The sequence below is a fragment of the Deinococcus sp. LM3 genome (assembly GCF_002017875.1).
In the GTDB taxonomy this organism is placed as follows: domain Bacteria; phylum Deinococcota; class Deinococci; order Deinococcales; family Deinococcaceae; genus Deinococcus.
In genome coordinates, this window is record NZ_MUFV01000001.1 from 872,862 (window position 1) to 894,183 (window position 21,322).

At 71.0% G+C, this 21,322-nt stretch carries 20 protein-coding genes and 3 tRNA genes; 11 read left to right on the forward strand and 12 right to left on the reverse strand.

Annotated features, from left to right (window positions below; all coding sequences use genetic code 11):
• Window positions 1–29: 29 nt before the first annotated feature.
• The 4 genes from BXU09_RS04010 to BXU09_RS04025 form a co-directional block, all read right to left on the reverse strand.
• Window positions 30–2,243: a methyl-accepting chemotaxis protein gene (locus BXU09_RS04010; protein WP_144011963.1), complete on the reverse strand. Its 2,214-nt coding sequence runs from the start codon at window positions 2,241–2,243 to the stop codon at window positions 30–32.
• A gap of 77 nt (window positions 2,244–2,320) precedes the next feature.
• Window positions 2,321–2,728 (reverse strand): chemotaxis protein CheW, encoded by a 408-nt coding sequence (locus tag BXU09_RS04015; protein ID WP_158235725.1) that lies wholly within the window; start codon window positions 2,726–2,728, stop codon window positions 2,321–2,323.
• On the reverse strand, window positions 2,728–3,090 hold the full coding sequence (locus BXU09_RS04020; RefSeq protein ID WP_055363772.1) for a response regulator: 363 nt from the start codon (window positions 3,088–3,090) through the stop codon (window positions 2,728–2,730). The genes BXU09_RS04015 and BXU09_RS04020 overlap by 1 nt, the downstream gene beginning before the upstream one ends.
• A 131-nt stretch (window positions 3,091–3,221) precedes the next feature.
• Window positions 3,222–4,034, reverse strand: coding sequence for an MHYT domain-containing protein (locus BXU09_RS04025; RefSeq protein ID WP_078300733.1), 813 nt, complete (start codon window positions 4,032–4,034; stop codon window positions 3,222–3,224).
• A 187-nt stretch (window positions 4,035–4,221) separates the two neighbouring features.
• Between BXU09_RS04025 and BXU09_RS04030 the strand changes: the two genes are divergently transcribed.
• Entirely contained in the window at window positions 4,222–4,929 is a 708-nt protein-coding gene (locus tag BXU09_RS04030) for an HD domain-containing protein (protein WP_078300735.1), read from the forward strand.
• Between the two features lie 150 nt (window positions 4,930–5,079).
• Here the strand turns inward: BXU09_RS04030 and BXU09_RS04035 are convergent.
• The 4 genes from BXU09_RS04035 to BXU09_RS04050 form a co-directional block, all read right to left on the reverse strand.
• Window positions 5,080–5,156: transfer RNA gene (locus BXU09_RS04035), tRNA-Arg, on the reverse strand.
• 35 nt (window positions 5,157–5,191) lie between these two features.
• Window positions 5,192–5,283: transfer RNA gene (locus BXU09_RS04040), tRNA-Ser, on the reverse strand.
• A 22-nt stretch (window positions 5,284–5,305) separates the two neighbouring features.
• Window positions 5,306–5,393, reverse strand: a tRNA-Ser gene (locus BXU09_RS04045).
• 70 nt (window positions 5,394–5,463) lie between these two features.
• Complete coding sequence (locus tag BXU09_RS04050) at window positions 5,464–6,714, reverse strand: nitrilase-related carbon-nitrogen hydrolase (protein WP_078300736.1); 1,251 nt, start codon at window positions 6,712–6,714, stop codon at window positions 5,464–5,466.
• Window positions 6,715–6,756: 42 nt separating this feature from the next.
• Here BXU09_RS04050 and BXU09_RS04055 point away from each other — a divergent pair, with 42 nt between their 5' ends.
• The 4 genes from BXU09_RS04055 to BXU09_RS04070 all read left to right on the forward strand — a co-directional run bounded on the left by BXU09_RS04055 (window position 6,757) and on the right by BXU09_RS04070 (window position 10,598).
• Window positions 6,757–7,425, forward strand: coding sequence for an allophanate hydrolase subunit 1 (locus BXU09_RS04055; protein WP_078300738.1), 669 nt, complete (start codon window positions 6,757–6,759; stop codon window positions 7,423–7,425).
• A 154-nt stretch (window positions 7,426–7,579) separates the two neighbouring features.
• Window positions 7,580–8,608, forward strand: a complete 1,029-nt coding sequence (locus BXU09_RS04060) for a biotin-dependent carboxyltransferase family protein (protein ID WP_144011964.1) — start codon at window positions 7,580–7,582, stop codon at window positions 8,606–8,608.
• Window positions 8,598–9,341, forward strand: a complete 744-nt coding sequence (locus BXU09_RS04065; protein ID WP_078304723.1) for a 5-oxoprolinase subunit PxpA — start codon at window positions 8,598–8,600, stop codon at window positions 9,339–9,341. The genes BXU09_RS04060 and BXU09_RS04065 overlap by 11 nt, the downstream gene beginning before the upstream one ends.
• 186 nt (window positions 9,342–9,527) lie before the next feature.
• Window positions 9,528–10,598, forward strand: a complete 1,071-nt coding sequence (locus tag BXU09_RS04070) for a GGDEF domain-containing protein (RefSeq protein WP_078300739.1) — start codon at window positions 9,528–9,530, stop codon at window positions 10,596–10,598.
• 13 nt (window positions 10,599–10,611) lie between these two features.
• Here the strand turns inward: BXU09_RS04070 and BXU09_RS04075 are convergent, their stop codons facing one another.
• Window positions 10,612–10,896 carry a DUF427 domain-containing protein gene (locus BXU09_RS04075; RefSeq protein ID WP_055363603.1) on the reverse strand — a complete coding sequence of 95 codons (285 nt, stop codon included), beginning with the start codon at window positions 10,894–10,896 and terminating at the stop codon, window positions 10,612–10,614.
• Between the two features lie 111 nt (window positions 10,897–11,007).
• On the opposite strand from BXU09_RS04075, the gene BXU09_RS04080 reads away from it, so the two are divergent.
• The 3 genes from BXU09_RS04080 to BXU09_RS04090 all read left to right on the forward strand — a co-directional run bounded on the left by BXU09_RS04080 (window position 11,008) and on the right by BXU09_RS04090 (window position 15,882).
• Entirely contained in the window at window positions 11,008–14,097 is a 3,090-nt protein-coding gene (locus BXU09_RS04080; RefSeq protein WP_078304725.1) for an alpha-amylase family glycosyl hydrolase, read from the forward strand.
• Between the two features lie 131 nt (window positions 14,098–14,228).
• The gene (locus BXU09_RS04085; protein ID WP_078300741.1) at window positions 14,229–14,867 is read left to right on the forward strand and encodes a DUF47 domain-containing protein; all 639 of its coding nucleotides are present in this window, start codon (window positions 14,229–14,231) and stop codon (window positions 14,865–14,867) included.
• Between the two features lie 19 nt (window positions 14,868–14,886).
• Window positions 14,887–15,882: an inorganic phosphate transporter gene (locus tag BXU09_RS04090; protein WP_078300742.1), complete on the forward strand. Its 996-nt coding sequence runs from the start codon at window positions 14,887–14,889 to the stop codon at window positions 15,880–15,882.
• Window positions 15,883–15,976: 94 nt separating this feature from the next.
• Here the strand turns inward: BXU09_RS04090 and BXU09_RS04095 are convergent, their stop codons facing one another.
• The 3 genes from BXU09_RS04095 to BXU09_RS20100 form a co-directional block, all read right to left on the reverse strand.
• On the reverse strand, window positions 15,977–16,891 hold the full coding sequence (locus tag BXU09_RS04095; RefSeq protein WP_078300744.1) for a cobalamin-binding protein: 915 nt from the start codon (window positions 16,889–16,891) through the stop codon (window positions 15,977–15,979).
• A gap of 206 nt (window positions 16,892–17,097) precedes the next feature.
• Window positions 17,098–17,511 carry a hypothetical protein gene (locus tag BXU09_RS04100; RefSeq protein ID WP_078300745.1) on the reverse strand — a complete coding sequence of 138 codons (414 nt, stop codon included), beginning with the start codon at window positions 17,509–17,511 and terminating at the stop codon, window positions 17,098–17,100.
• A 212-nt stretch (window positions 17,512–17,723) separates the two neighbouring features.
• Window positions 17,724–17,969 (reverse strand): hypothetical protein, encoded by a 246-nt coding sequence (locus tag BXU09_RS20100; RefSeq protein WP_144011966.1) that lies wholly within the window; start codon window positions 17,967–17,969, stop codon window positions 17,724–17,726.
• Between BXU09_RS20100 and BXU09_RS04105 the strand changes: the two genes are divergently transcribed.
• The 3 genes from BXU09_RS04105 to BXU09_RS04115 all read left to right on the forward strand — a co-directional run bounded on the left by BXU09_RS04105 (window position 17,968) and on the right by BXU09_RS04115 (window position 21,130).
• Window positions 17,968–18,996, forward strand: a complete 1,029-nt coding sequence (locus BXU09_RS04105) for an SDR family NAD(P)-dependent oxidoreductase (protein ID WP_078300747.1) — start codon at window positions 17,968–17,970, stop codon at window positions 18,994–18,996. The genes BXU09_RS20100 and BXU09_RS04105 overlap by 2 nt on opposite strands.
• Before the next feature lie 158 nt (window positions 18,997–19,154).
• Window positions 19,155–19,955: an SRPBCC family protein gene (locus BXU09_RS04110; protein ID WP_240501008.1), complete on the forward strand. Its 801-nt coding sequence runs from the start codon at window positions 19,155–19,157 to the stop codon at window positions 19,953–19,955.
• Window positions 19,952–21,130: a zinc-dependent alcohol dehydrogenase gene (locus BXU09_RS04115; RefSeq protein ID WP_078300749.1), complete on the forward strand. Its 1,179-nt coding sequence runs from the start codon at window positions 19,952–19,954 to the stop codon at window positions 21,128–21,130. The genes BXU09_RS04110 and BXU09_RS04115 overlap by 4 nt, the downstream gene beginning before the upstream one ends.
• Window positions 21,131–21,322: the final 192 nt, after the last annotated feature.

Here is a 21,322-nt window from a genome sequence, read left to right on the forward strand (position 1 = left end):
TCCGGTGATCACCCCGGCTGGCGGACGTCTCAGCTGGGCAGCTTGAAGCGCGACAGGCTCTGCAGCAGGTTCTGCGCGAGGTGCTGGAGTCGCTGCGCGGCGGCGCGGCCCTGCTCGACGCTCTCGTGGGACTGCTCGGCGACCTGACCGATCTGCTGCACGGCGGCGTTTACCTGTTCCACGCCGCGCACCTGTTCGTTGGTGGCGTTGTTGATTCGTTCGGCGAACTGCGCGGCCTGCGCGGCCAGCTGACCCAGTTCCTCGATGCGCTCCCCGGCGGTCGCGGCGACGCGGTAGCCCTGTTCCACCTCGCGGGTGCCGTCTTCCACGCTGGTGACGACCTCCGTGATTTCCAGCTGCACCGTGCGGATCAGGCTGGCGATGCGCGCGGTGGCCTGCGCGGACGAGTCCGCGAGTTTACGCACTTCGTCTGCCACGATCGCGAAGCGGCTGCCGGCGGCCCCTGCACCGGCCGCCTCGATGGAGGCGTTCAGTGCCAGAAGGTTGGTCTGGCTCGACAGGCGCGAGATGGTGTCCACGATTTCCTGAATTTCCAGCGAGCGTTCACCCAGGGTCTTGATTCGGCGGGAGACGCCCTGCACCTCGCGGCGGATGTTCTGCATGCCGTCCAGGGTGCCCAGCACGGCCTCGCGGCCCTGCTGTGACGCCGCGAGCGCCTGACGGGCGGACTCGGCGCTCTGCTGCGCGGCCTCGGCCATCTCGCGGAAGCCGTCGGTCACGGCGCGCACCTGCTCGGCCACGCGGCGGGTCTCGGTGGTGGTGGTGTCGGCGCCGCGCACGATCTGGTCGGTGGTGCCCAGCATCTCGCGGCTGGCGTCGGTCACGGACGCGGAGGCCTTCTGCACTTCACCCAGAACGGCGCCCAGCTCGTCGACCATCACGTTGATGGAGTCCACGACGTTCCCCAGCACGTCCTCACTGACGACGCCGCGGCGGGTCAGGTCACCGCTGGCGATGTCCATGGTCACGTCCAGGAACGAGCCGATGTTGCCCTGCAGGCGCTGCGCTTCCTCACGTTCGGCGACGTTCTTCTGTTCGTTGACGCGCAGCTGCGCGGCGGCGTTGTTGAAGGTGTGGGCCATGAAGCCCAGCTCGTCGCGGGTCTGCACCGGCACCTGCACGTTCAGGTCGCCCTGCGACATGGCGCGGCTGGCGCGGGTCAGTGAGGCCAGCGGCTTGACGATGGAGCGCGACAGGCGGATCAGCAGCGTGAACGCCACGATCAGCGCGGCGGCCACCAGCGCCAGGGTCAGCAGCAGCTGGCGGCGGGACTCGTCGATACGCTGCTGGAGGATGCCGGCCAGGGACTGCGTGCCGGTGTTCAGGGCGGCGCTGCCCTTGAGCGAGGCGCCGTTCTCGATGTTGTCGATGTTGATGCCCTTCAGGCTGCGGGTTTCCACGGCCTGGTTGATGTCGGCGATCACGGGCGTCAGCGAGTCCGTGAAGGCCTGCGCGGACTTGCCGAGGGTGTCCTGCAGGGCGGGGTTGGCGCGCACGGCGCGTTCCACGCTGCCGTTGTAGGTGCTCAGGGCCGTCTCGAATTCCACACCCAGGCGGCGCAGCACGTCCAGGTAGGGGGCGGGGTCGCCGCCCTCGCGCACACCGGCCTCGGTGGTCAGGTACGCGATGTTCAGACGGATCAGGATGTCCGGCAGGACGCGCAGCGTGGAGTCCATCACGAAGAAGCTGTCGGCGACCGGGTCGAGCATCAGGCCCGACTGGGTCAGGGCGTCCTCGGTCATGCCGCGCTGGTAGGTGCTGATCAGGTTCTGGAAGTTCTGGATGATCGCCAGGTCCGCCTGCGTCCCGATGGAGTCCGGCAGGACCTTCCACTCGTTCTTGAACGCCTGGATACGTTCGCGGTAGATGGGGTCCGCCTGGCGTTCCAGTGAGGCGATGGAGGCGTCCACGGCGGCGGCGTTCTTGGCGGCCTCTTCCAGCTTGCCTTCCAGCGAGTTGTCCACGAAGGCGTTCACGTTCGTCTCGATGCCCTTGAGCGGCTCGAACAGCGCGATGCCGGTCAGTTCGCGCTGCGTGAAGCTGATGTCGCGCTGCTCGGCGGCCAGCAGCAGACTGACGAGCACCGTGAGCGGCACACCGAACGCCAGCGCGGTCAGCGAGAGTTTCTGACCCACGCGCAGTTGTCCCAGCCAGCCGACTCGCTGTTCACTGGCAGGGCGGGCAGGGCGGGACAGTCGGGCAGTCTGGAACTGGAGTTGCATGGGTGAACCTCCGGAAGGGGGGGGGTGAAGCAGAAGGGCGACGGGCAGCGGGCGGCGGGCAGGTGAGGGGGCAGGGATCAGCGTTCGAGGGAGTCGCGCAGTTCGAGCAGCAGCGCGGATGGGTTCAGCAGCGGGCCGCCGGGCAGGTCGATCAGCAGCGCGGCGCTGGGGGCCGGGGTGGGCAGGGACGTGACGCCCAGCACCTCGCTGACCAGCAGGGCCACGCGGTCGCCGTCCAGGTCGGTCAGGACCATCAGGCCGTCCGGCATACCGCCCGCGCCGCCCGGACCGGTTTCCGTGGAGGGCAGCAGCGGGGCGAGGTTCACGAGCGGGACCGCGCGGCCCTGCACGGTCGTCAGGCCCAGCAGCAGCGGTTCGCCGTTCGGCAGGGGCGCCACCGGTCCCAGTTCGGCGATGGTCTGCTCACCCGACAGGGGCAGGGCCAGGCGCGTGCCCTGAATGCGGACCAGCAGCGCGTCCGGCATCAGCCGAGCAGCTTGGAGATGACGCCCAGCAGCTGATCCTGGGTGTACGGCTTGACGATGTAGTCGTCGGCACCCTGGCGCAGACCCCATTTCACGTCGGTCTCGTTGCCCTTGCTGGACACGAACACGACTTTCAGGGCGTCCATGCCGGGCTGGCGGCGCAGGCCGCGCACGACCTCGTAGCCGTTGCGGCCGGGCATGACGACGTCCACCATCAGCAGGTCCGGGCGCAGCTGGTCGGCCACGGCCTCGACCTGATTGGGGTCGTTCAGGGCGGTCACGGTGTGGGCAGAGCCGTTCAGGGCGGCTTCCATGAATTTCAGGTCGGCGGGGGAGTCATCAACGATCAGGATTCGTGCCATGCAGATTCAACTTCCTTTACGGGCCGCAGCCAGGGGCGGCGGGGAGAGCCGGAACATTCCGGGAGAGTGGGGCGAAACGGGAAGACGGGGAATGCGGGCGCGGAGCGCGGCCCGGCAGGACGGGCCGAAGGTCAGTCGGCGGCGCTGGTAAAATCCATCTCGCCACTGTCGACGCTGCGGCCGGCGTCCATCAGGAGGCTCGTGACGGCCAGACCGATCAGCAGGAACGACACGACGCCCACCAGCAGCGCCAGCAGTGAGGTGTCCACGCCGCTGGAGGCCAGACCGACCTTCAGTTCATCCACGACGCGGTACTGCAGGGCGGCCATGCCGGTGTAGTGCATGCCGATCACGGCGCCGCCCATGACCAGTCCGGCGCCGATCTTCACGCCGGTCAGGGTCAGGCGGGACTGACGCTCGGCCCAGCTGCTGGACAGCATACGGAACAGGTAGAACGCCACGGCGCTGGCGCCCACGGCGATCAGGATGGACCCGACCAGCGGGAACCACACGATCTGCGCCTCGGTGCCGGGCAGCTGGTAGGCGGCCATGCCGGTGTAGTGCATGACGACGATTCCCAGTCCGGCCAGCGCGGCGGCCGAACCCAGGCGCACGGGCGTCAGCGGCCCGCCGTGCAGCAGTCGCAGCGCCGGGTAGATCAGGGCCACGGCAATAAGGCCCGAGAAGATGGTCAGGCCCACGCCGAAGCTCGCGGCGGCGTCCACCTGGTACGCCAGCATGCCCACGAAGTGCATCGCCCAGATGCCGTACCCGAGCACCAGGGCCTGCGCGATCAGCCAGAAGCGGCTGGCGCTGGTCTTGAAGCTCTGCCCGGCACGTCCGGCCAGCTCCAGCGACACGTACGACGCCAGCGCCGCAATAACGTACGACAGCACAATGTATGAAGTGTTCCACTGCGTGTGGAGCATATTCCCGTGATCCATGTCAGTTCCTCCTCGCGACGGTTAGCCCACCGTTCAACGTGGCTGAACCATAAACCCAGGGAACTCACATAAAACTTACTGACCCGGACCTCATGAAGACCGGGCGCGGCGCCCCTCCTGGCGGCCCCTTCCAGTCGCTGCACAACCACGTGCGCGCCGCCCTCTCCCCTGCCCTATCGTGACGGACATGCCCGACTTTCCGCTCGACGCGACCTTCGCCGACGCCCTGACCCTGGCCGCCGCGTGGCACACCGGCCAGTACCGCAAGGTCCCGCCTGGTCAGACGCCCAGCCTCCCGTACGTCTCTCACCTGCTGGGCGTGGCGTCCATCGCCCTGGAATACGGCGCCGACCAGCCGGAAGCCATAGCCGCCCTGCTGCACGACGCGCTGGAGGACGGCCCCGCCCACACCGGCCGCACCCCCGAGGACCTGCGCGCCGAGATCGCCCGGCGCTTCGGCGAACCCGTCGCCGCCCTCGTGCACGGCGCCACCGACGACACCCCACCCCCCGGACAGCCCAAACGCCCCTGGGCGGACCGCAAGACCGAGTACCTGCGTCACCTGACCGGCCAGCCCGCCCCGGCGCTGCTGGTCAGCGCGTCCGACAAACTCCACAACGCCCGCACCATCCTCGCGGACATCAGCGCCCTGCCTGCCGACCAGCGCGACAGTTACTTCGGGCGCTTCCGGGAAGGACGGGACGGGACCCTCCAGTACTACCGCCTGCTCAGCGACCAGTACCTCGCCGCGCCCGCCACGCACACCCGCCCCCGCCTTCACGACCTCGCCCGCGAACTCGACCGCACCGTCACCGCCCTCGAACACGCCGCCGGACTGACCAGCGACCAGACCCGGCAACTGCCGCTGCTGCGGCCCGCTCCGGCTCCGCAGTAGGCCGGATGGGGCTCCGGGCTCTCCGGCTCACGTCCGGATTCCGCTCTGCTCCACTGAACCGGAGTCCGGACCGCAAGGCACGAACAAGGCACGCGCCCCTGACCGTGCGCGTGCCCGAAATGAAAAACCCCCTCTGGGAGGGGGTCTGCGTGGTGTGCCCGAAGGGATTCGAACCCCTGGCCTTCTGATCCGTAGTCAGACGCTCTATCCAGCTGAGCTACGGGCACATCCTGTTCTGCGGTTAGTGGTGCTGGGTGGTACTTGGCGGAGAGAGCGAGATTCGAACTCGCGGTAGGGTATAACCCCTACGAGCGTTTAGCAAACGCTTGGTTTAAGCCGCTCACCCATCTCTCCATGGCCGTACCGTGTTTTCATCTGGCGAGGGGTGAGGGATTCGAACCCCCGGTAGGTTGCCCTACTACGGTTTTCAAGACCGTTGCCTTCAACCACTCGGCCAACCCCCCCTTCTGGCGGGGCGCGCTGTCGGGGTTTCCTTGAGCGCGAGGGGAAGTATAGGGGGGCTTTGCGATCTTGTCAACGGTTGCGGCGCACAAGCAGCAGCAGCGGCAGCAGCAGCAGGGCCAGGACTGCCCATGGAGCGCGGCTGGGTGGGCGGATTTCCTCGCGGAGCAGGGCGCGCAGGGCGTCCTCGTGGGGGGTGGGGGCGGGCGGGGTGAGGGTGGTGGGGGGCAGGGTCAGGTCGGCGTGCAGGGTGTCGGTGCGGTAGGCGTTCTCGCGCGGGTGGCCGCTGCCGGCGGCGAGAAGCTGTCCGGTGCGGCGCAGCTGTTCGGGAGGGCCGTCCTCGACCCAGGGGGTCAGGGCGAGGAAGCCGGGGCGGGGGTCGGTCATGACGTAGCTGCGCGGCCGGGGGGCCTCCTCGTGCGGGCCAGTGATGCCGCTCTGCCCGTCGAAGGTGAGGTCCAGCAGGTTCCCGACGACCATGGGATTCACGGCGTAGCGGATGCGGGTGGTGCTGGTGACCTGCCAGCTGCTTTCGAGCCACGCGACCGGCTGGTCCCGCAGGTTGGCCGGGTCGGGCGGCAGGCCTTCCCTGGCGGTCCAGGGGGAGCCGTTCGCGTCGGGTTGCAGCAGGACGGTGCAGCCCTGCGCCTCAAGGGAGCCGATCACGTCGGGGCGGAAGGCGTCGAGGCTGATGGCGACGCCCAGGTCCCCGGCGGGCGTGGGGAACACGCGCAGTTCGCGGGGGTCGCCGGGGGTGAGGTCCACGCCGCCGCCCTGCTCGTCGGGGGTCAGGTGGATCTTGTCGGTCACGCCGATCAGGTCGCCCTGCGGGTCCAGCAGGACCGTCTGGTTGGTCAGGAGGCCGGGCGTGCGGGTCAGGCGGTCGCCGCGCCGGGTGTAGCGGGGCATGGGGGCGCTGCCGCAGCACAGGTACACGCCGTACTCGCGGGCGAGGTCGCGGCAGGTGCGCAGGTACAGGGCGGTGTTCGCGTCTGTGCCCGCGAGTTGCAGGGCGCGGATGGGAGATACGCGTTCGCGCAGCAGGACGGGTAGCGTGCGGGGCAGGCGGGCCACGAACAGGGCCAGCGCCACGCGCTCGAAGGTCCGCAGGCGCAGCGCCCAGCCGCCGCCGCGCAGCACGAGCGGCAGGCCGTTCAGTTCGGTCAGGACGACCAGGTTCGGGCGGTCCGGCGCGAGGTGCGGGCGGGCCTCTTCCAGCTGGGCGCGCATCCAGTGGCGGAAGGCGTCGGCGGTGACGAAGTCGGTGGCGTGCCACCTGGGCTGGACGGCGACGGCGCGGACGCGGCGGGAACTGGAGGTCATGTGCGCCCCAGCGTACCGGGCGGCGCGTGAGATGATGCGCGCATGAACGGCGCGGGTGTAGAGGTGTCCTTCACGCGGCTGGGGGACGCGGCGCTGGCGGTGGGCACGCCGGACGCGCGGCCGCTGCTGGAGTCGTTGCGACACTCTCCGCTGCCGGGCGTGGAGGAGGTCGTTCCGGCGCTGCACCTGCTGACGCTGCTGTTCGATCCGCTGCGCCTGGACGCGGCGGAGCTGGAGGCGGCGCTGCAGGCGCGGCTGGCCTCGCTGGACCTGACCGGACCCGCACAGGCGGATACCGTGCGGACGCTGGTGGTGCCGGTACGCTTTGGCGGGGAGGTCGGGCCGGATCTGGCCTGGTGCGCCGCCCACGCGGGCCTGAGTGAGGCTGCGTTCGTGGAGGCGCTGTGCGGGGCGCCGCTGGAGGTGGCGTTTCTGGGGTTCACGCCGGGGTTCGCCTTCCTGACCGGGCTGCCGCCGGAGTTGCGGATGCCGCGCCTGAACGCCCCGCGTGAACGGGTGCCGGCGGGCAGCGTGGCGCTGGGGGGGCCGTGGGCGGGCGTGTACCCCAGCGCCACGCCCGGCGGGTGGCGGATCGTGGGCCGCACGGACCTGCGGCTGTTCGACCTGTCGCGCCCCGAACCGGTGCCGTGGCGGGCCGGGGACCGGGTGCGCTTTGGGTCGGTCCCTTCCGGCCATGCGGGGGGCGCGTGATACGGATTCCGTCTGTTTCGCTGACAACCCGCCCACGCGCCGGGTTGCCAACTCCACGCCCGGAACCCGTTTCTCTCTTACTCTGCGGGGCAGCTCTACGAGTCGCATCCGCTCGGATTGAAGGGCCTTTGCAGCCCCTTCAATCGGAGTCCGCATGAGCGGCGCGGCGCTGATCGAGGTGCCCCTGATCGAGGTGCGGCGGCCCGGCCTGCAGACCACCGTGCAGGACGCCGGGCGGCAGGTGCGGGCGCTGGGCGTCCCGGCGGGCGGCGCGGCGGACCCGGTCGCGCGGCGGCTGGGCAACGCGCTGGTCGGGAACGGGCCGGGGGCGGCTGGGCTGGAGGTCACGCTGGGCGGCCCCACGCTGCTGTTCCACGGGGCGGCGCTGGTCAGTCTGTGCGGCGCGCCGTTCGGCGCCGAGCTGGACGGCGCGCCCTTCCCGCCCTGGCGGGCGGTGGCCGTGCGGGCCGGTCAGACCCTGCGGGTGGGTGGCACGCCGGTGGGCGCGCGGGCGTTCCTGGCGGTGCGGGGCGGCCTGGAGGTGCCGGAGGTGTTCGGGAGTCGCTCGACCGACCTGCGCGGCGGCTTCGGTGGCCTGGAGGGCCGGGCGCTGCGGGCCGGGGACCGGCTGACGTGCGGCGCGGCGGCCCCCGTGACAGCCCGGCGGGCGTTCGTCGCGCCGGACCTGCACACCCCGCTGGGGCCCGAGCAGGTGCTGCGCGTGACCGCCACGCCCGACCTGACCGGCCCGCTGGAGGGGGCGCTGCTGGGCCGCGCGTTCACGGTGAGCGCGCAGGCCGACCGCATGGGCGTGCGGCTGGAAGGACCTGTGGCGGCCCCGCACGATCCGGGGCGGGTCAGCGTGCCGAACGTGCCGGGCATGGTGCAGCTCCCGCCGGACGGGCGGCCGATCCTGCTGCTGCCGGACGCCGGAACGCACGGCGGGTACCCCACACCGCTGGTGGTGATCCGCGCCGACCTGCCCCGGCTGGGGCAACTGCGGCCCGGCGACCGCGTGACCGTCCGACCCGTGACGCGGCCAGAGGCCCGCGCGGCCCTGCACGCGCAGGAGCGGGCGCTGCGGCAGGCGGAAGGGTCGCTGCGGGCGTGGTTCGCGCCGGCCGGCCTTCCCGCTACGGCTGGCCCCTGTGCCGCCCCCTATGCTGGGCGTCATGCAGATTGACCTGAACGCGGATCTGGGGGAAGGCAGCGCCCACGAGGAGGCGGTGATGGCCTTCGTGTCGAGCGCCAACATCGCCTGCGGCGGCCACGCGGGGGACGCCGGGACCATGCGGGACTCGCTGCGGCTCGCGGCGCGGTTCGGCGTAGCGGCCGGGGCGCATCCGGGGTTCCCGGACCGCGAGGGCTTCGGGCGGCGCGAGTGGCACTTCCCGCCGGACGAGGTGACGGCCTTCGTGCGCGAGCAGATCGAGGCGCTCAAGGCGGTCGCGGCGCGCGAGGGCGTGCGGCTGAACCACGTCAAGCCGCACGGCATGCTGTACAACATGGCCGTGCGTGACGCGGCGCTGGCTCGGGCGGTCGCGCAGGCGGCGGCCGACAGCGGCGTCGGGCTGTACTTCGGACTGGCCGGCGAGGACAGCGTGATGCTGCGCGAGGCGGCCGCCCTGGGCCTGCGCGCGGTCGGTGAGGGCTTCGCGGACCGGGGGTACGCCCCGGACGGCAGCCTGTGGCCGCGCGGTCAGGCGGGGGCGTTGCTGCCCGCGCCGGCCGCGACCGCGCAGGGCGTGAGGATCGCCCGCGAGGGCCGCACGCAGGCCGTGACGGGCGAGGAGGTCCGGGTGCCGGCCGGGACGCTGTGCCTGCACGGGGACGGCAGCGAGGCGGCGGCCCTGGCCCGTGACCTGCGGGCGGCGCTGGAATCGGCGGGCGTGCGGGTGGCCGCGCCCGGCCACTGACGAGCGCCGGGTGCGGGTGACTGCAATACTGGCCACCGCAGTACCGGCTCCAGCAGTACCCCCGACCCACCCGCCGCCCCGAACTGACTGTCAGGTCAGAGTTAGAGTAGCTGTGTTGCACTGACTCTCAGAATGCGCCTTCATCCTGCCACTGGTCCGCTCCACCCGCACGCTGCCGGGCGTACCATGCAGGACTCCTCGGAACGCCGCTCGGTGAACCGTCGCCTGCTGCTGCTGCTGCTGGGCGCGCTGCTGGTCCGCATGGCCTCGCTGCCCCTGAGCGAGTTCGACCGGGTGGCCCTGCCGGCACTGTCGGGCCTGATCGCGCTGGTGGTGGCGGCGCTGCACAGTCCGCGTGTTCCCGTGCGAACCCTGCACCTGATCACGCTGCTGGGCAGCTGGACGTACCTGCTGGCGCACCTGTGGTTCGTGCTGTTCCGCCTGCCCGAATCCCTGCAACTGGCCGCCGTGGTCGGGGTGGGACCGTGGGTGCCGGTCCTGCTGGCCGCGCACCTGTGGACGCTGGGAGGCCGGGACAGCCGGCCGCTGAACATGCTGGGCCTGGGCGGGACCGGCGCGCTGCTGCTCGCTTTCGTGCTCGGTCCGGCCGGCTCGGTCGGTTCGGCCACGACCGGCGCCGTCACGCAGATCCTGCTGGCCTCACTGCTGCTGCTGGGCGGTCAGCGCAACGCCGTCGTGCGGACCCTGGGCCTGATGCGGCGCGACCTGCTGGGCGAGGGCCTGCCGGACGGCCGCGACGCCCTGACGGGCCTGCCGGACCGCTGGAGTGTCGAGAATGCCCTGGCCCGCGAGTTCCGCCGCCGCCCGGAGGGACTGGGCGTGGCCGTGATCGAACTGGATCACATGACGGCGCTGGCCACGCAGCGCGGGCAGGGCTTCACGGAGCGGCTGATGGCGCACGTGGCGCGCGTGACCCTGGGGGGCCTGCGGGACGAGGACCTGCTGGGCCGCCTGAACCCGGATCAGCTGGTCGTGGTGCTCCGCGCCCCGGACGCCCGCGCGGCGCGCGCCGCCTGCGAGCGCCTGCGGGTGCGGATCGCCTCGCGGCCGCTGGAGGGCGTGAATCCCACGGTCAGCATCGGGCTGGCGTTCCACGGCCCACACGAGCACGACAGCGCCGCCGCACTTCTGCACGCCGCCCAGGACACCCTGCGCGGCGGCGAGGAAGGCTGGAACCGCGTGCTGCTGGGCACCACAGGTTCCGGAAGTCCCGTGGGCCCTCCCCTGCTCGCCTGAGCAGGAATCCGTATCAGTCCTGGCTGATCGTCACGCCTTTCCAGAACGCGATGCGGCCCGCGATCTGTCGCGCGGCGTCTTTGGGGGCGGGGTAGTACCAGGCGGCGTCGCGGTTGTCCTGTCCACCGACCCGCAGGGTGTGGTAGCTGGCCTCGCCTTTCCAGGGGCAGGTGGTGTGGGTGTCGCTGGGGATCAGGTAGGCGGGATTGACGCTGTCGGCCGGGAAATAATGGTTGCCTTCCACGACCACCGTGTCGGCGGACTGCGCGATGACCTCTCCGTTCCAGGTGGCTTTCATGCTGCTCAGGGTAGCGGTGAGGGTCCGGAGCGAACTGTCGGCAGGCTTGCCGCGTGAGCAAACAGTGAAGGTTGACTTCCGGAAGCGCTTCCGCTTTCAATGAAAGCCTACATGAAACGCTTCCATATGGTCGGGCGCGCCGGTGCCCTGGCAGCCCTCACGCTGTCCCTGTCGGCCTGCAGTCTCTTCAAAGCCCCCAGCACCCAGGCCCGCGAGTGGCAGGACGAGGTCATCTACTTCGCCATGACCGACCGCTTCGCGAACGGTGAACCCAGCAACGACAACGGCCCCAACCGGGACGCCGGGGACCGCGCGGACCGCACCAATCCCCTGGCGTGGCAGGGCGGCGATTTTGCGGGCCTGAAAGCGAAAATCGAGGAAGGGTACTTTAAACGCATGGGGTTCACGGCGCTGTGGATCACGCCCGTCGTGCTGCAGGTGCCGGCCATTCCGGTCGGGGACGGCCCCAACCGGGGCAAGGCGTTCGCCGGGTACCACGGGTACTGGGCCGAGGATTTCAGGAAGATCGACCCGCACCTCGGGACGCTCGACGAGTACCGGGCGTTGATCGCCACGGCGCACCGCAACGGCCTCAAGGTCATTCAGGACATCGTGGTGAACCACGCCGGGTACGGCGCGACCCTCACGAAAACGAACCCCGAGTGGTTCAACACCAAGGCGGACTGCGACGCCTCGGGCAACAAGACCACCGACTGCGATCTGGCGGGCCTGCCGGACTTCAAGCAGGACCTCCCGGCGGTCACGGCGTACCTGAACGACTTCGTGAAGTACTGGCGCGACACGACCGGCATCGACGGCCTGCGGATCGACACCATGAAGCACGTCCCGGACGCGTACTGGAAACAGTTCTTCGCGGCGGGCGGGGCGGGCGACCCGGCGAAGATCTGGTCGGTCGGTGAGGTGTTCGACGGCAACCCCGCGTACCTGGCGAGCTTCATGGACAAACTGGGGTCACCCAGCGTGTTCGACTTCGCGCTGTACTTCGCGCTCAAGGACCACCTGAGCAGCGCCGGCGGCAACCTGGACCGCGTGGCGGACGTGTTCGCGCAGGACGGCGCGTACCGCGACCCGACGCGCCTGACGACCTTCGTGGACAACCACGACGTGCGCCGCTTCGTCAGCGAGGTCACGGAGCGGGGCGGCACCGCCGCGCAGGCCGCCGAGCGACTGGACATGGCGCTGTCCACCCTGTACCTCTCGCGCGGCACGCCCAGCGTGTGGCAGGGCACCGAGATCGCGCAGGCCGGGCTGGGCGACCCGTACGGCAACACGCTGGGGCAGGGGAACCGCGAACCCATGGACTTCACGCGACTGGGCAGCAGCACGCTGGACGAGCGCCTGGGCGCCCTGGCCGCCGCCCGCAGCAAGTACCGGGCCCTGACACGCGGCGCGCAGCAGGAACTCTGGCGCCCGAACGGCGGCGCGCCCGTCCTGACGTACCGCCGCGTGGTGAGCGGCGTGACGGGCGCGGCGGGGCAACCGGTGGTGTTCGTGGTGAACAGCGGCGACACGGAACTGGACCTGGGCAGCCTGAGTGGCGGCGGGATTCCGCTGCTGGGCACCTTCGCGGGCGGCGCCCTGACCGAGGTGACGGGCCGCGCCAACACACTGAGCGTCAGCGGCGGCAAGCTGGTGGGCCGCGTGCCCGCCCGCAGTGTGCTGGCCGTCACCGCCCCGGCCGGCGCGGGCAGCAGCGGCACCGTGAACCCGGCCCTGCCGGAACTGAGCGGCCTGAAGGTCACGGCGGGCGACGGGGCCGCCGAGCTGAGCTGGACGCCCGCCACAAACCCGGCCGTCAGCGGGTACCGCGTGTACGTGAAAGCGGCGGGCGGCAGCGAACGCCTGCTGAACTTCGCGCCCATTCCGGCCGCGCAGGCGTCGCTGCTGGCGCGCGGCCTGACGAACGAGACCGCCACGACCTTCCGGGTGGTCACGGTGGACAGCGCCGGCGCCGAGAGCCGGGGCGTGAGCGTGACCGGCACGCCGAGCGAGAAGAACACCGTGCCCGTCACGTTCAGCGTGGACGCCCGCAGCCAGGGCAACGGCCCCATCGAGCTGCGCCGCTTCGATACCGGCAACCAGATCGAGTACCCCATGACGCAGGACACGCGCGGGCAGTGGAAGACCACCCTGAACCTCCCACTGTTCCGCGAGGTGAAGTTCAAGTACGGGAACGACGCACCCGGCGCGAAGAACAGCGGTTACGAGGGCCCCGGCCAGGGCGACCGCAACCTGCTGGTGCGCGGCGGCGCGGCGTCCAGCGGCACGTACGACTTCACCGAGAAGCCCGCCCCGACCACCTTCATCGAGGGAACCGTCAATGGGGGAACCGGGCCGCTGGGCGGCGCGCTGGTCGAGGCCAGCAGCCAGCCCGCCGGGGGGCAGACCGGCGCGGACCCGGCCCTGAACTACGCCCTGACCTTCCCGGACGGCCGGTACGTCCTGCCCGCCCCGGCCGGAACGCACACGCTGCGGGCCAGCGCGGACGGCTTCGAGGCGGCCACGCAGGACGCGGCGGCCCCGCAGACCGGCGTGAACTTCACCCTGGGTGCCCTGAGCGGCACGGTCGTCGGGAAGTACCGCATCGACGGCAAACTGACCGACTGGACCGCCCCGAAAGCCGCCGTGCAGAGCCCCGCCGCCGGCACCTTCGGCGCGGATAACAACTTCCAGGACCTGCGGGTGGACAGTGACGCGCAGTACCTGTACCTGGGCTACCGCTACCGCGTGGCAGGCAACTCGGCCATCGTATACCTGGACACCGCCCCCGGCGGCGCCGCGCAGGCCGACAGCTTCGACGCCTGGAAACGCGCCGCCACCTTCAGCGGAGCCATGGGCGGCGTGGACGCCTTCATCGCCCGCTACGAGAATCAGGCCCCGGAACTGCGGCTGGTGGGCAGCGCGGCGGCCACCAGCGTCGTGAGCAGCAGCGCGTACACCGCCGTGAGCACCGGCACCCTGCCCGAACAGACCGTCGAGATGGCTATCCCCTGGTCCGCCCTGGGCCTCGGCGGCGCGCCGGCCGCCGGCCTGAACGTGGTGGGCGGCATCTTCGGCGGGGACGGGTACGGCGCCGGGGACATCATCCCGGACGCGGGCAGCACCCCGGCCGGCGCGAACAGCACCAACTGCGCGGACTCGTGCAGAGCGACCTTTACCGCGCCCGTCCGGGTGCCGTAAGGACGCCGGGGCCGTCGCGGCCCGTACACTGAAGCGAGCGGCGGGAGGCGCAGTGAGTGGCCTCCCGCCTTCTCTGCTCCGTTCGGGCTGACATTCCCATGACATTTGGGCGGACAATCAGGAGGATTGTCATGGTTCTGTCTAAATTCATGCCCACCAACCCCAAATTCAGCCTGAAGTTCGCTGAAGCCGCCCGTAACGCCCATGTCACCGCCAGCGCGCTGGTCGATCTGCTCGAGAACTACACCGACGTGGAAGCCAAGGTGCAGCGCGTCCGCGACCTGGAACACGAGGGCGATCGCCTGACGGGCGAGATCACCAACCTGCTCGCCGAGTCCTTCATCGTGCCGTTCGACCGTGAGGACATCATCAGTCTGAACAACGAACTCGATGACCTCGTGGACGACCTGGAGGATGCCGCGCGCAAGCTCAGCCTGTACGGCGTGGAAAAGCCCCTGCCGCAGATGGCGCAGCTGGCCCGCGTGGTCGAGCAGCAGTGCGCGCTGCTGGCCCAGGGCATGCCGCTGATCGAGAACAAGGGCCAACTGGGCGAACTGGCCCGCATCGCCCGCGAGATCCGCGCGCTGGAGGATCAGGGCGACACCATCAGCGACGAGGTGCAGCGTCACCTGTACGACGGCGTGAACGACGTGCCGGGCATGATCCGCGCCATGCGTGGCGGCGAGATCGTGGCCCTGATCGAGGACGCCAGCGATCAGGCGCAGCGGGTCGCCAAGACGGTCGAAAGCATCCTGCTGAAGAACGCCTGAGCGCCGGGACCGGACTGTTATGGATCTCCTGCTGATCGGCTTTCTTCTGATTATCTTCCTGGCGCTGGCCTTCGATTTCATCAACGGCTTTCACGACACGGCCAACGCGATCGCCACGTCGGTCGCCACGAAGGTCCTGACGCCCGCGCAGGCCATCGCCATGGCCGCCATCCTGAACGTGGTGGGCGCGCTGGCAGGTACGGCCGTCGCGAAGACCATCGCCACGTCCATCGTCCCGCAGGAGTACGCGACCCTGCAACTGACCGGCGCGGCCCTGCTGAGCGCCATCTTCTGGAACCTGTTCACGTGGTGGAAGGGTCTGCCCAGCAGTTCCAGTCACGCGCTGATCTTCTCGCTGGTGGGGGCCGGGGTCGCCGCCGGCGGCTGGGGCATCATCATTCCCAAGGGCGTGCAGAAGACCGTGACCGGGCTGTTCACCAGTCCGCTGCTGGGCTTCCTGGTCCCGATCGTGCTGATGGCGCTGCTGTCCTGGCTGGTGCTGCGGCACATGCGGCCCCGCACCGTGACCGGCACGTTCCGCTGGTTGCAGATCGGCTCGGCGGCCTTCATGGCCTTCAGTCACGGCGGGAACGACGCGCAGAAGGCCATGGGCATCATGACCTTCGCCCTGAGCGCCTACCTGGGCACGCAGGTCGAGCAGGTGCCGCTGTGGATCATCCTGTCGGCCGCCGCCGCGATGGGCCTGGGCACCAGCGTGGGCGGCTGGCGGATCATCAAGACCATGGGCTTCAAGGTCGTGGACCTCAAACCCGTGGACGGCTTCGTGGCCGAGGCCAGCGCCGCCGCCATCATCACGGGCGCGACCGCGCTGGGCATCCCGGTCAGCACCACGCACACCATCAGCACCAGCATCATGGGCGTGGGCACCACCAAGGGCTTCCGCAAGGTGAAGTGGCAGGTCGCGGGGCGCATCATGCAGGCGTGGGTGTTCACGATTCCCGTGTGCATCGCGCTGGGCTGGCTGTTCCACAAGGCGCTGCTGCTGCTGGGCTGATCACCGCCCGACCAGAAGCTGAAGTGAAATTGGGGGAGGACGGGCGCCATGGGTGTGCCGTTCTCCCCCACTGCCTTGTAGCACCCTTCGGAGTTCAGCCCCGGATGCGTTCGCTCTGGCCGGGGGTGGCTTCACCGCGTAGCAGGGCCGCCAGGACCTCGGCGCCGCGCACCACGCCCAGCGCCGGGCGGCTGAACAGGGCGTTCGCGTCCACCGCCCACACCTGTCCCAGCGGCCGCTGCGGGTCCAGGGCGCGGGCGAACGCGACGTTGTCGCCCAGCCCGTACCCGCAGCACAGGACGACCGTCACGTCGGGCCGCAGGGCCTCGATCTGTGCCCAGCCCGCGCGGCCCGAATCGGTGCCGGCGGCGCCCAGCACGTTCACGCCGCCCGCCCGCTCGACCTGCTCGGGCACCCAGTGACCGCCGTAGAAGGGCGGGTCCGTCCACTCCAGCGTCAGGACGCGCGGCGGGTGCGGGACGGGCTGCACGGCGTCCCAGCGGGCCTGCGCCTGCGCGGCCAGCGCCCCGGCGCGCTCCGGCACGCCAGCCGCGTCGCCCAGCGCCCGCAGGTCGTCCAGGATGCCGCTCAGGCAGCGGCCCTCCAGGCTCAGGACGTTCGCGGCGGGCAGGCAGCCCGGCAGGTACCGCACGGCCGCCTCGATGGTGCCGGGCGTGACGGCGCAGACCTCGCACACGCCCTGCGTGACCACCAGGTCCGGGTTCAGGGCGTCCAGCAGCGGGCCGTCCACCTGATACAGCGCGCGGCCCTCGCGGACGGCGTCGCTGACGGCCCGGTCGATCTCGGCCTGCGGGGCGGCGCTGTCCACGATGGACCGGGTCAGGACCGGCAGTGACCGCGCCTGCGGGTGGTCGCAGGAGTGACTGACACCCACCACCCGCCCGCCCAGACCCAGATCGAACAGCAGGTCGGTGGCGCTGGGCAGCAGGCTCACGATGCGGGTCGGGGCCGGTCGGTCGGCGGGAGCGGTGGAGGCCGGGTGGGTCATCCGTCCAGGGTACGGCCCGCCGCGCTCCGGCGTGGTGTGGCCGCGCCACCGGGCGACACGCGCAGACCACAGGACAGGGAAGCGGGGCCTTCCGTCACTGCCGTCCGGAGGCCCCGCTTCCCTGTCGTTCATCCCTGTGCCCTGCTCTATGCGCTGTCTCTATCTATCTGTGCGCTTGGGTATTAACACCCGCTGCCGTCTGTTCCTCAGGGGCGTTCGGTGCTGCCGCTGGCGTTCACGCCGAGGTTCAGGGCGCTGGTGAGGCCGCCGAGCAGGCCGGCGCTGCCCTGGCTGTTGCTGCCGCTGACGCCCAGCAGCCCGCTCAGGGCGCCGGATAGGCCCACGTTCAGGCTGCCCTCGCTGCCCGATTCCAGGCCTTCACGGTCGGTGGTGGTGGTGCTGCCGCTGGCGTTCACGCCGACGTTCAGGGCGCTGTCGACCGCGCCGAGCAGGCTGGCGCTGCCCGCGCCGTCACTGCCCTGCGCCTGTCCTGCGAGGCCCGCACCCAGTCCGGCGCCGAGGTTCACGCCGACGCTGCCGGTGCTGCTGGTCTGCGCCGAGGCGACACCGGCGGTCAGGGCGAGGGCGGTCAGGGCGGTCATCATCTTGGTCTTGGTCATGGTGGTTCCTCCTGGCACCGATGATGCGGGCGCCGTGTGGCACGACCTTGAGAGGATCGCGGTGACCCTTGCGACTTGCGCCGCCCACCCTCATGCGGGCCGGGGCCGGTCGAGGGCCGGGAAGGGCGTGTGGCACGGTCAGGGTCGTGCCCGGGCGGCCGGGCGCCCGTCTGAGAAAACCGTTTATTTCCGCGCTGCGTGCGGGTACCGGGTCATCCGATCCGGCCAGCCCGGCATACGCGCGTGCGGTTGAAGTTCGCGCAGCGGGATTCGGGCAGCCGGGGGGATTCGTGCAGCCGGGTGCAGTCCGGCACGGCCGGGTCGGTCGGACGACCGCGCCACCCCGCCCGCGCGGCAGTGGGGAGGTCCGGGTACCCGCCGGCCGTATGAGAGGCCGCGTTGGCAGGCTGTTCACGCAGCGCCGCGCCGGGACGGGCGGGGCACACAATGGCAGCCATGCGAGTCCCGACACGTCTGCTCCTGACGGCCGCCGCTGCCCTGGCGGCCCGACGCGCCCTTCATTCCCCGGCCGGCCGGTACGACCTGACGGGCCGGAGCGTGCTGATCACCGGCGGCTCGCGCGGGCTGGGGCTGGCGCTGGCGCAGGAGTGCCTGTCGCGCGGCGCGAACGTCACGCTGATGGCCCGCACTGCCGACGATCTGCGCCGGGCGCAGGACCGCCTGAACGCCGGGCCTCGCGTGCAGACCGTGACGGGCGACGTGCGCCGCGACGGGGACGCCGAGCGGGCCGTGCAGGAAGCCCTGCGCGCCCACGGCCGGCTGGACGTGCTGCTGAACAACGCCGGCATCATCCAGATCGGGCCGGAGGCGAACACCACCGAGCAGGATTACCGCGACGCGCTGGAGGTGAACACGCTGGGGCCGCTGCGGATGGTCCGCGCGGCCCGGCCCTACCTGCGCGGGGGCGGCCGGGTGCTGATCGTGTCGTCGGTGGGGGGGCGGGTGGCGATTCCGCACCTGGGGCCGTACTCGGTCAGCAAGTTCGCGTCGGCGGGGCTGGGGCAGGCGCTGCGGGCGGAACTGGCCCGCGAGGGAATCGTGGTCAGCACGGTCCTGCCGGGCCTGATGCGCACCGGCAGTCCCCTGAACGCGCCGGTGAAGGGGCAGGTGCGGCGCGAGTACGCGCTGATCGCCACGCTGGCCACGCTGCCGGTGGTGTCGCTGGACGCCTCCGAGGCGGCGCGGCGGATCCTGAACGCCCTGGAGGCCGGCCGCGCGGAAACCATGATCGGCGGTCCTGCGGCGGTGCTGCGCGCCGTGCAGGGGGCCGCCCCGGAACTGACGGCGTCCCTGATGGGCTTCGCGGCGCGGCTGCTGCCGGGGCCAGCAGCGTCGAACCGGGCGGTGACGGGCCGGGACGCCGAGGGGACGTTCACTCAGGGAAATCCCATGAAGCGGGCCGCCGAGGGAACCTTCAATCAGCGCCGGGTGCACGGGCGCGGGCCGGGTGACCGGGAAGACTGAGCCTTCACGCGGGGGTCACACAGTGCGCCCAGATGCAAAGAAACCCTGGCGAACAGGCTTGACTGGCCGCACCGGCTTTACCGCGCCACGCGCGCCGCGCTCCTCTCCACTGCTCCTCTTTCATCCTTCTCTCCTTTCTTTCTGCCGGAGGTCATCCCATGAGCCCAGACGATATGAAGCCAGACAACCAGAAGACCGACGGGCAGGCCGTTTCCGTCCGGACTTCCGACCAGGGGGGCGGTGACGCGCCCGACCCGGCCGGGGAGGGCAGTACCGGCGCACACATGCCGCCCCTGGAACGCTCGGTGGTGGGCAGCGTGGGCGTCGCCCTGATCGGCGCGGGGCTGCGCAGCGCCCGTCCACTGCAGAAGATCGTGCTGGGCGGCGTCGGGGCGGGCCTGACCGCGCTGGCCGCCTCGGGCCGCAACCCGCTGGCGACGGCGCTGAAGATCCGGCAGAACGCGCAGGGCGAGGTGCTCGTGAGTGACGCCGTGACGGTCGGGAAACCCGCCGCCGAGCTGTACGCCCGCTGGCGGGATCTGGCGCGGCTGCCGGACCTGATGACCCACCTTCAGGCCGTCGAGGTGCTGGACGGGCGCCGTTCTCGCTGGACCGTGAAGGCTCCTGCCGGCACCGTCAGCTGGGAGGCGGAACTCACGGCGGACGAGCCGGGCCAGCGGCTGGCGTGGCAGTCACTGCCGGGCGCGGCGGTCGAGAATCACGGCGAGGTGCTGTTCCGCCCCGCGCCGGGTGACCGGGGGACCGAGGTCGTCGTGCGGCTCGCGTACCGACCGCCAGCAGGCACAGCCGGGGCCGTCGTGGCGCGGCTGGCCGGCGAGGAACCCGCCCAGCAGTTGCGGGACGACCTGATGCGCTTCAAGCGTGAGCAGGAACTGGGGTTCGCGCCGACCACGCAGGGTCAGAGCAGCGGCCGCGCCGCGACGGGCGGTCAGGCATGAAGGCCATCGTCTGGCAGGGCACGAACCGCGTGGGCGTGGAGACAGTGCCGGACCCTACGCTGCTGCTGCCCACCGACGCCATCGTGCGCGTGACCTCGACGGCGATCTGTGGGTCGGACCTGCACCTGCTCGACGGCGTGATTCCCAGCATGGAGCGCGGCGACATCCTGGGTCACGAGTTCATGGGTGAAGTCGTCGAGGTCGGGCGGGACGTGAAGAAACTGAAGGTCGGGGACCGCGTGGTGGTGCCGTTCAACATCGCCTGCGGGGCCTGCGACCCCTGCCGCCGGGGGCTGTTCAGCGCCTGCGACAACTCGAACCCCAACCACCGCATGGCCGAGGCGCTGTACGGCGGGGTCAGCGGGGGCGGGCTGTTCGGGTACTCGCACATGTACGGCGGGTACGCGGGCGGTCAGGCGCAGTACGTGCGGGTGCCGTTCGCGGATGTCGGGCCGCACCGCATCGAGTCGGACCTGCGTGACGAGCAGGTGCTGTTCCTGACCGACATCTTTCCCACCGGGTATCAGGCGGCCGAGCAGTGCGGCATCGTGCCGGGCCGCGACGTGGTGGCGGTGTTCGGGGCGGGGCCGGTCGGGCAGTTCGCGGCCCGCAGCGCGCAGATGCTGGGCGCCGCGCACGTGATCGTGATCGACCGGGTGCCCGAGCGGCTGGCGATGGCCGAGGCGGCCGGGTGCCAGACCATCAATTACGAGCAGGACGACGTGCTGGTGGCGCTGCGCGAGGCGACAGGCGGGCGCGGCCCGGACCACGTGATCGATGCGGTGGGCATGGAGGCGCACGGGCACGGTCCCGGCGCGGTGGTGGATACCGCCAAGCAGCGGCTGCGGCTGAGTTTCGACCGGATCACGGCGCTGCGCTGGGCGCTGCTGAGCTGCGCGAAGGGCGGCACGGTCAGTCTGCCCGGCGTGTACGGCGGCCTGATCGACAAGGTCCCGATGGGCGCGGCGTTCGCCAAGGGCCTGACCTTCCGCATGGGCCAGACGCACACGCACCGGCACATCGCGCCGCTGCTGTCCCGCATCGAGGCGGGCGAGATCGACCCGAGTTTCGTGATCACCCACCGCGCCACCCTTGACGAGGCCCCGGACCTGTACAAGACCTTCCGCGACAAGCACGACGGCTGCGTGAAGGTCGTCCTGAACCCCTGGGCCTGATATGGACTCCGATTGAATGGGCTGCAAAGAACATTCAATCCGAGCGGAGCGAGTAGGAGAAAAGCGGATTCCGGACGTGGAGCCGGCAATCCGGTGAAGTTCCGGATTGTTGGCGAAACAAACGGAATCCATATGACCCGCCGCACGGGGTGGAGGCCGCCGGGAGGAAGCACGTTCCCGGCGGCCTTCCCT